The sequence below is a fragment of the Burkholderia sp. L27(2015) genome (assembly GCF_009765705.1).
In the GTDB taxonomy this organism is placed as follows: domain Bacteria; phylum Pseudomonadota; class Gammaproteobacteria; order Burkholderiales; family Burkholderiaceae; genus LMUX01.
In genome coordinates, this window is record NZ_LMUX01000021.1 from 655,137 (window position 1) to 663,507 (window position 8,371).

An 8,371-nucleotide genomic window follows, 5' to 3' on the forward strand; every position below is an offset into this window, starting at 1 on the left:
CCGATATGGCAACACTCGCGATCACGGTGAACGGACATCCCTTGTGGCTATGCGCCGAGCGTGCCGCTTTCGATCCTGTCTCACGCAGCCTGTTCGTGGCCGACGCTCATTTCGGCAAGGGCGCGACCTTTCGTGCTCATGGCATCCCGGTGCCGGGCGGCACCACGGCAGATAACTTGCGTCGGCTCGATGCATTGATCGCGCGACATGCGCCGACGCATATTTATTTTCTGGGCGATCTGCTGCACGCGCGCGAAGCGCACGCTGCGCAAACGCAGGCAGCGTTGGCTCAATGGCGCTGTCGTCATGCGCAGTTGCCGATCACGCTGGTCATCGGCAATCACGATAGGCACGCGGGACCGCCGCCTGCGGCACTTGCCGTCGAACTCGCCGACGAGCCCTTGCGTGTCGGGCCGTGGGCGCTATGTCACCATCCGCAAGAAGTCGATGGCGCCTATGCGCTGGCCGGACATGACCATCCCGTGTATGCGCTGCGCAGCCGCGTCGATTCGGTGCGGCTGCCATGCTTCAGGTTCGAACCGAAGCTGGGCGTGTTGCCGGCGTTCGGCAGTTTCACCGGCGGTGCGGCAGTCGATCGAGCGCAGGCGGAACAGCTAATCTATGTGGTCGCAGAAGACCGCGTACTGCCGGTACGACCTTGAGCGCTTGCCGGCATGCTTTCAGACGCAGACGCCTCTTCGAGAGATGGCTTTGTCATGGATAACGCAGCATGACTTGCCGCACTGCAGTAAAATTCGCTGGTGCTTTTGCGCCGGCGGTCTGCAGCGCATTCACGCCACGATTACCCGCTGCCTTTTATCGATTCCTGATCTATGCCCCTGCTCGCCCTGGCCATCGCCGCTTTTGGTATCGGCACCTCCGAGTTTGTCATCATGGGCCTGCTGCCGGATATGGCGCGCGACCTCGGCGTGTCGATTCCGGCAACCGGCATGTTGGTATCCGGCTACGCGTTAGGCGTCACAATAGGCGCGCCCATCGTCGCAATTCTCACTGCCAATCTGCCACGAAAAAAGGCGTTATTGAGTTTGATGGCATTGTTTATCGGCGGCAATTTGTTCTGTGCGCTCGCCCCAAACTACAGCACGCTGATGCTGGCACGGATCGTCACGGCCTTCTGCCACGGCGCGTTTTTCGGCATCGGCTCGGTGGTCGCCGCCGGCTTGGTCGCACCGCACAAGCGGGCCCAGGCGATTGCGTTGATGTTCACCGGCCTGACGCTAGCCAATGTGCTCGGCGTGCCGTTAGGCACCGCGCTCGGCCAAGTCGCGGGCTGGCGGGCCACCTTTTGGGCGGTCACCGTAATTGGCCTGCTGGCCGCGCTCGCGCTAGCCGTTTGGCTGCCGCAGCGCATTGAAATGCAAAAGAGCAGTCTGATCCGCGAATTCAGCGTGCTGCGCAAACCCCAGGTTCTGATGGTCCTTGGCATGAGCGTACTCACCTCGGCCAGCCTGTTTTCCGTGTTCACCTACATCACCCCTATCCTCGAAGATGTGGCCGGCATGACGCCGCACCATGTCACGCTGGTGCTGCTGTTATTCGGCTTGGGGCTGACGGTGGGCAGCACGCTGGGCGGCAAGCTCGCGGACTGGCGGTTGATGCGTTCACTACTGACGCTGCTCGCGTGCATTGCCGTGGTGTTGACGATATTCGCGTTCACCTGTCGGCAGCCGGTGGCAGCAATGGCGACGATCTTCGTGTGGGGCGTGCTCGCATTCGCGATCATCCCGCCGATCCAGATGCTGATCGTGAATCGCGCGAGCGATGCGCCTAATTTGGCATCGACGCTCAATCAAGGCGCGTTTAATTTGGGCAATGCGACGGGGGCATGGCTGGGTGGAACGGCGATCAGTGCGGGCTTCGCACTGACCACCTTGCCGTGGGTTGGGGTCGCTATGTCATTGCTGGCGCTGGGGCTCACGCTCTGGTCGGCCACCAGCGAGAGACGTCTCAAGCGGCCGACGGCCCGCTGCGCCTGAGCACACTGGAGCAAGCCTTAAACGCTTGCGCCAGGCCAACCGGAGCAGGCCTTAAATGCTTATGCCGGGCCGTCGTGGTTCGGCGGTTCTCACACCAGCCGATGTGCCGGCAAAATCTTCCCACTCACCTCGCCAAACCCCACCCGGTATCCATCGCCCTGGCAACCGCCTGTGAGCGTGAGCGTATCCCCATCCTCGATAAAACTGCGCGAGCTACCGTCGGCCAGCGTCAACGGACGCTGCCCATTCCATGTCAGCTCCAGCAAGCTGCCGAATGAATCCGGCTGCGAACCGCTGATCGTGCCCGAGCCCATCAAATCGCCAACCCGCGTGTTGCAGCCCGACACCGTGTGGTGCGCCAGTTGCTGCGCCATGCTCCAGTACATATGGCGGAAGTTGGTCCGCGCTATCGTGGTGGTGCTCTCGGCACGGGTTGCGTCGCCTGTCGCGTTCGCCGGCGTGAGTTTCACCTCCAATCCGATATCGTACGCGTCGTTACCGGCATGACGCAGATACGCCAAAGGCTCCGGTTGCTGCTGCGGCGCCCCCACCTTGAACGGCTCAAGCGCCGCGAGCGTCACCACCCACGGCGAAATGCTGGTCGCAAATGTCTTGGCATTGAAAGGCCCGAGCGGCACATATTCCCATTGCTGGATATCGCGCGCGCTCCAATCGTTGAGCAGCACCATGCCGAAAATATGTTGCGCGGCCTGCTGCACCGGAATCGGCTCGCCCAGGGCATTACCCTTGCCAACGATAAAACCCGTTTCCAGTTCGATATCGAGCTTGCGGCACGCGCCAAAAATCGGCCTGTCCTGGTCCGGCAGTTTCAGTTGCCCGTTCGGACGACGCACCGGCGTGCCGCTGACCACCACCGAAGAGGCGCGGCCGTTGTACCCGATCGGCATTTCCGTCCAGTTCGGCAACAGCGCGTTTTTTGGATCGCGAAACATCGAACCCACGTTGGTCGCATGTTCCTTCGAGGAATAGAAATCGGTGTAGCCGGGAATGTCCACCGGCAGATGCAAGGTGGCCTGCGCCATCGGCACCAGCACCTGCGCGCGCAGCGTCGCGTTATCGCGCAACAACGGATTGCCGGTTTCGAATAGTGCGCTGAGCTGGTGGCGCACTTCGCCCCATACGGTGCTGCCCAATGCGATAAAGGCGTTCAAACTTGCCTGCCGAAATACCAACTGCTGCGCCGACTGCTGCACCGGCTTCTGCGTTGGCTCACCCAGCGTCAGCAAACCCGCTTGTTGCAGCGCGGCCAAATCGATGATCTGGTCGCCCAGTGCAACGCCCACGCGCGCAGCACTCGACTGGCCATTGCTAAAAATGCCATAGGGCAAATTCTGGATCGAGAAATCGCACGCCGCGTCATTGGCGCTGGCGAGCCAGCTACGGCGTTTGGGGTCATGCGTGATATCGAGGCTCATCAGTTGTCTCTAGCTAGGCTGGGTCGGATCGAAGTTGTTCTTCAAACCCTGCCAGCATTCGAAGTAATCGCTTTGCAACGTCGCGCTTTCCAGCGCGCGACGGCTCGGACGTATCATGGTCTTGGTCTCGAACATGAAGGCCATCGTGTCGCCCACTTTCTGCGGTGTGCGAGTGTCGGCATGCGAGGCCTTTTCGAAGGTCGCGGCGTCGGGGCCATGGCCACTCATGCAGTTATGCAAGCTGGCACCTCCGGGCATGAAGCCTTCGGCCTTGGCGTCGTACACACCCTGGATCAGGCCCATGAATTCGCTGGCCACGTTGCGGTGATACCAGGCCGGCCGGAAGGTGTCTTCATTGGCCAGCCAGCGCGGTGGGAAAATGACGAAGTCGACCGCATCCACGCCGGGGGTGTCGGTCGGCGATTGCAACACCAGGAAGATCGACGGGTCCGGATGATCGAAGCTGATCGAGCCTATCGTATTGAAGCGGCGCAGGTCATATTTGTACGGCACGTAGTTGCCATGCCAGGCCACCACGTCGAGCGGCGAGTGGTCGATTTCGGCGCTCCACAGGTGCCCACCAAATTTGGAGACCAGTTCGAACTCACCGTCGACGTTTTCATAGGCCGCGTGCGGCGTAAGGAAATCGCGCGGATTGGCCAAGCCGTTCGAGCCCAGCGGGCCGAGGTCCGGCAGTTGCAGTGCCGCACCGAAATTCTCGCAGATGTAGCCACGCGCTTCGCCGTCAGGCAACGCGACGCGAAAGCGCACCCCGCGCGGAATCACGGCAATCTCACACGGTTCGATATCGAGCGTGCCGAGTTCCGTCGCCAGATGCAGGCGGCCCTGTTGCGGCACGATCAGCAGTTCGCCGTCGGCGCTGTAGAAAAACCGGCCTTCCATCGAGCGATTGGCCGTGTACAGATGAATCGCACAACCGCTTTGCGCTGCAGCGTCGCCGTTGCCGGCCATCGTCACCAGACCATCGATAAAATCGGTCGCCTCGCTCGGAATCGGCAGCGGATCCCAACGCAATTGGTTAGGCGGAGTGGGCACGTCGCCAAAGCCGGCGTCCAGCCCCGCATGCATGAGCCGCGCGAACGGCCGATGCACCGCGGCCGGGCGGATGCGATACAACCATGAACGGCGGTTATGCGCGCGCGGCGCAGTAAAGGCCGTGCCGGAAAGCTGTTCGGCGTACAGGCCGTAAGCAACGCGCTGCGGAGAATTGCGGCCGACCGGCAGAGCGCCCGGCAATGCTTCGGTGGCAAAATGATTGCCAAAGCCCGACTGATAGCCGGCCGGCGCCGGATGCGACGCGACGTACGCCGTGTCTGTGGTGTTGCGCGCAGCGTGTTGCGATGCGGGCGTCGATGACGTCTGATTCATAGTGTTCTCCCTTCTGACCCGGTGCCTGCAACCGGGCTGGTCGCCGGGTTGATTTCCGCATTGATTCCTTTGCGCGCGAGCGCCATCGCCTCGCGCAAAAGGTCCATGTCGCCGATCTGATTGCCCAGCAACAAGATCAACTTCGCGTTCACCATTTGACTGTCGGCGACGCTCAAGTCCTGGTGCATTTCGATTAGCGCTTCGTAAAACGCATCGGGGTGCGGCAAATTCGGTTCTGTGTTCAGTTGCATGATTCGGCTCCCTTGGTTTGCACCGTCTGGGCCGCGGAAAAAGCGGGTTGAGTTTCGAACTCGGCGTGCGGGACGTGACCCGCGTGCCCGTCCTGGGTTTGGCCGTGGGTTTGCCCACGGGTTTGCCCACGGGTTTGCCCAATTGCCCGCGCCAGCGCATCCCTGACTCCGTCGACGGATAAATCGCGCCAGCGCGCCGCGACATGCTGATCGGGACGTATCAAATAGCAGCTACCCGCTATCAGGTCGTATCGTTGTGCCACCATCCCGGCTTGATCTTCGACCACACTGATCCCGTTCAAATCGTCCGCCACCGATCGCCCCTCACCGAGCACCAGCAACGCGCGACACGGCACGGCCCCGCCGCTCACTCCGCGCAATTTCCCAACCAGCTCGGCTACCGCGGCTTGTGCGCCATCGGCATAGGCCAGCACGGTGAACTCCCCACCCAGATGCGGCAGCAGCCAACCATCGCTTCCGCCATGCCGGATCGATGCATCGGTGCACGGCGCGCCCGGCACCATGGCCCCATCGAAGTGGTCGCTGTCGGGCGTATTGAGCGGCGAATCGCTCAGCACTGTCGGTATCGAGAGCCGGCCACTATTGACGATGCGTCGCGCGAACTGACAATCCTTGGCGAGCTTCAATGCGGCATCGCGGAAGGTGCGGCTGATCTCGCTTTTAGGCGTGATGAAATCGGTCGAGCGTGTCGAGTTCAGGATGTTTTCGTCGGCGGCAAATTCGCGTTCATCAGCGTAGCTGTCGAGCAAGGCATCGGGTGCAAGACCTTGCAGCACCCAGCGCAATTTCCACGCGAGGTTATCGGCATCCTGCACGCCGCTGTTCGCACCACGCGCGCCGAACGGTGAAACCCCATGCGCCGAGTCGCCCGCAAACAGCACGCGCCCATGCCGGAACTTGGCCATGCGTTGGCACGCGAACGTATAGACGCTGACCCACTCCAGTTCGAACTCGGCATCCTCGCCGAGCAAAGCGCGCACGCGCGGCAATACGCGCTCGGGTTGCTTCTCGAGCACGGGGTCGGCATCCCAGCCGAGTTGAAAATCGATGCGCCAGACATTGTCGGGTTGCCGATGCAGCAACACCGATTGATTCGGATGAAACGGCGGATCGAACCAGAACCAGCGTTCGGTCGGAAACTCGGCCTTCATTTTTACATCCGCTATCAGGAATCGATCCTTGAATACGCGCCCTTGCGTGTCCAGTCCCATCAGCTTGCGAATCGCGCTACGCGAGCCGTCGGCCGCCACCACGTATTGCGCCTGCAGCGTGTATTCGCCATCGGGGGTGTCGATCGTGACCGCGACATGATCGGCTTGTTGCCGCAGACCCGTGACACGATTCTTCCAGCGCATCTGCAGGTTCGGCAGTTGCACTGCACGCTCGGCCAGATACCCTTCTACGTAGTACTGCTGCAGATTGATGAAGGCCGGCTTTGCATGTCCGCTTTCTGGTAGCAGGTTAAAGGTATAAATCAGTTCGTCATGCAAAAAGACTTTTCCGACGTTCCAACTCACACCTTTGTCCGTCATGCGCGTGCCGCACCCCAGCCGCTCGAAGATCTCCAGCGTGCGCTTGGCAAAACAGATTGCCCGGGAGCCGCTGGAAAGCGAGCAGTCGTCGTCGAGCAGCACGACGGGCACACCGTGCTGGGCCAGATCGATCGCAGTGGCCAGACCGACCGGCCCGGCCCCTACCACCACCACGGGATGACGCACCGCCACCGCCGCATCCTGCTCGGATGCGCGGCGGTACTCGAATGCCAGGTTTTGATAATCGGTTTCCATAGCTCTGTACCTAGTCTGCGCTCCGCGCTTAGCCTTCCAGCGTCTTCCACATTTCGATATCGCGCTGTGCGGTCCAGATGCGCGGGTCCGGGTATTGAGTCGCTTCGTCGAATGCACGCGTCACGTCGAACGGCAGGCAATGGTCGAAGATCACCCAGTCGCCGAATTTCGGTTTCAGCGCGGCGTAGGTTTCCTTGTACAGCGTGTTCAGGTCACGCCCTTCGGCTGCGCCCTTCTTCACTTGTGCATAGAGTTCGCCAACGAATGCGCGTGTGCCGGCCAGGCCGTCGGCCACTTCTTTGGGGGTCTTGAGCGCAGCGCCGCGGCCGGGCACGAGCTTTTCGGGTTTGAGCGCGGCAATTGCGTCCAGCGTGTGCGGCCAGTCCTGGAAGTACGCGTCGCCGGCGTAGGGCGTGGCGCCGTATTCGACCAGATCGCCCGACAGCAGCACTTTGTCCTGCGGCAACCAGACGACGGTGTCGCCCTTGGTATGGCCGCGGCCCAGTTGCATGATCTTGACTTCGAGCTTGCCCAGCCACAGGGTCATTTCGCCCTTGAACGTGAGGGTCGGCCAGGTCAAGCCCGGTACCGATTCCACCGCATTGAACAGACGCGGGAAGCGTTCGATTTCGCTTTTCATGTCGGCTTCGCCACGCTCGACGATCAGGTCGTACGTGTCCTGGCTGGCGATGATCTGTTCCGGCTTGTAGGCACTTGCACCGAGCACGCGCACAGCGTGATAGTGAGTCAGCAGCACGTACTTGATCGGCTTGTCGGTGACTTCGCGAATCCGGCGGATTACGTCTTGCGCCATCACGGGAGTGGCCTGCGTGTCGGCGACCAGTACCGCGTCGTCACCGATGATGATGCCGGTGTTGGGGTCGCCCTCGGCGGTGTATGCGTACGCGTGGTCGGAGAGTTTTTCGAAGGTGATCTTCTTGGCTTCGAGGTCAGCGTGTGAAGCGAATTTCTTTTCGGTCGTCATGATGTTTATCCTCAACGAGTAGTTGCTGCTTGAGTGATTGCTGCTTGACGCGTATTTCACGCGCCCTGCGATATGAGGCAAGAGGCTCGCAGGGGCCTTTGTCTGACGTGTTCGTTCCTTATGCGGCTTCTTTCTTTTTCGCCAATCCCAGATAGGTATCGATGACCCTGGGGTTATGGGCGAGTTCATGAGCGGGGCCTTCGAGCGCCAGCTCACCGGTCTCCAGTACGTAGCCGTAGTCGGCCACCTGAAGCGCGGCCCGCGCGTTCTGCTCGATCAACAAGGTCGCCACCCCCGTCTCGCGCAGCTTCGCGATGATGTGCATGATCTCCTTCACGATCAACGGCGCCAGCCCCAGGCTCGGCTCGTCGAGCATCAGCAAGCGCGGCTGACCCATCAACGCCCGACCCACCGCCAACATCTGCCGCTCCCCGCCCGAGAGCGTGCCCGCCGCCTGCCGCCGCCGCTCCTTCAAGCGTGGGAACAAACCGAACACGGTCTCCAA

Annotated in this window: 8 protein-coding genes; 2 read left to right on the top strand and 6 right to left on the bottom strand. The window is 61.4% G+C overall.

Annotated elements, in window-relative coordinates:
• Positions 1-5: 5 nt before the first annotated feature.
• Entirely contained in the window at positions 6-662 is a 657-nt protein-coding gene (gene pdeM / locus GSQ77_RS21310; protein WP_158904744.1) for a ligase-associated DNA damage response endonuclease PdeM, read from the top strand.
• 171 nt (positions 663-833) lie between these two features.
• A complete protein-coding gene (locus GSQ77_RS21315) occupies positions 834-1,997 on the top strand; it encodes an MFS transporter (protein ID WP_158904745.1) in 1,164 nt (387 codons plus the stop codon).
• Positions 1,998-2,086: 89 nt separating this feature from the next.
• On the opposite strand, the gene fahA is transcribed toward GSQ77_RS21315, so the two are convergent.
• From fahA to GSQ77_RS21345, 6 genes are all read right to left on the bottom strand, one after another.
• Positions 2,087-3,433 carry a fumarylacetoacetase gene (fahA, locus tag GSQ77_RS21320; RefSeq protein WP_158904746.1) on the bottom strand — a complete coding sequence of 449 codons (1,347 nt, stop codon included), beginning with the start codon at positions 3,431-3,433 and terminating at the stop codon, positions 2,087-2,089.
• Positions 3,434-3,442: 9 nt separating this feature from the next.
• Positions 3,443-4,822, bottom strand: coding sequence for a homogentisate 1,2-dioxygenase (gene hmgA, locus GSQ77_RS21325; protein WP_158904747.1), 1,380 nt, complete (start codon positions 4,820-4,822; stop codon positions 3,443-3,445).
• Complete coding sequence (locus GSQ77_RS21330) at positions 4,819-5,073, bottom strand: DUF2783 domain-containing protein (RefSeq protein ID WP_158904748.1); 255 nt, start codon at positions 5,071-5,073, stop codon at positions 4,819-4,821. Before GSQ77_RS21330 ends, hmgA begins: the two co-directional genes overlap by 4 nt.
• Positions 5,064-6,881 (bottom strand): FAD-dependent oxidoreductase, encoded by a 1,818-nt coding sequence (locus GSQ77_RS21335; RefSeq protein WP_158904749.1) that lies wholly within the window; start codon positions 6,879-6,881, stop codon positions 5,064-5,066. The genes GSQ77_RS21330 and GSQ77_RS21335 overlap by 10 nt, the downstream gene beginning before the upstream one ends.
• Before the next feature lie 28 nt (positions 6,882-6,909).
• Positions 6,910-7,866, bottom strand: coding sequence for an MBL fold metallo-hydrolase (locus GSQ77_RS21340; protein WP_158904750.1), 957 nt, complete (start codon positions 7,864-7,866; stop codon positions 6,910-6,912).
• Between the two features lie 118 nt (positions 7,867-7,984).
• Positions 7,985-8,371, bottom strand: a 387-nt coding sequence (locus GSQ77_RS21345) for an ABC transporter ATP-binding protein (RefSeq protein WP_158904751.1), incomplete at its 5' end; no start/stop codon positions are given.